Origin of the sequence: Pseudomonas sp. 2995-3, from assembly GCF_002742565.1 — a bacterium.
Classification (GTDB): Bacteria; Pseudomonadota; Gammaproteobacteria; order Pseudomonadales; family Pseudomonadaceae; genus Aquipseudomonas; species Aquipseudomonas edaphica.
In genome coordinates, this window is record NZ_LJSB01000063.1 from 1 (window position 1) to 484 (window position 484).

The following is a 484-nucleotide window of genomic DNA, read 5'->3' on the forward strand; positions in this document are numbered from 1 at the left end:
GACTTGGACAGTATTCTTGATGGAGAAGGCTATATATTAGAGGGATTAACAAGTATTCAAATGGTATCACTAAATGAAGTGGACGAGTGGATTCCAGTAAGTAATGTTATTATTCATCACCACTTTGATGACAATTGGTTTATTAATTTTTGTACATTAAATCATGTAAATGCAACTGATAAGATGACATTAAAAAAGATGTTACAAAGTATTGTTCCAGAGGTTTGCTATGTATCTATTATTACTGACAGAAATGAACCTATTGCTTGTGGAATGGGAGTTTTAGAAGACGGATATATTGGGATGTTTGATATAGTTACGAATATAGAATATAGAAAACAAGGATATGCAAAACAGTTGATTTCCACTATTTTAAATTGGGGTAAGAACAATGGTGCAAAACATGCATATCTACAAGTTGTATTAACCAATAATCCAGCTATAAATCTTTATTCTAAGTTAGGTTTTAAAGAAGTATATAAAT

The 484-nt window shown here is 30.2% G+C and carries 1 protein-coding gene; it reads left to right on the top strand.

All coding sequences use genetic code 11. The features are described from left to right. The coding region (locus tag AOA62_RS03355; RefSeq protein ID WP_143521724.1) for a GNAT family N-acetyltransferase at window positions 1-484 on the top strand (484 nt) is incomplete at both ends.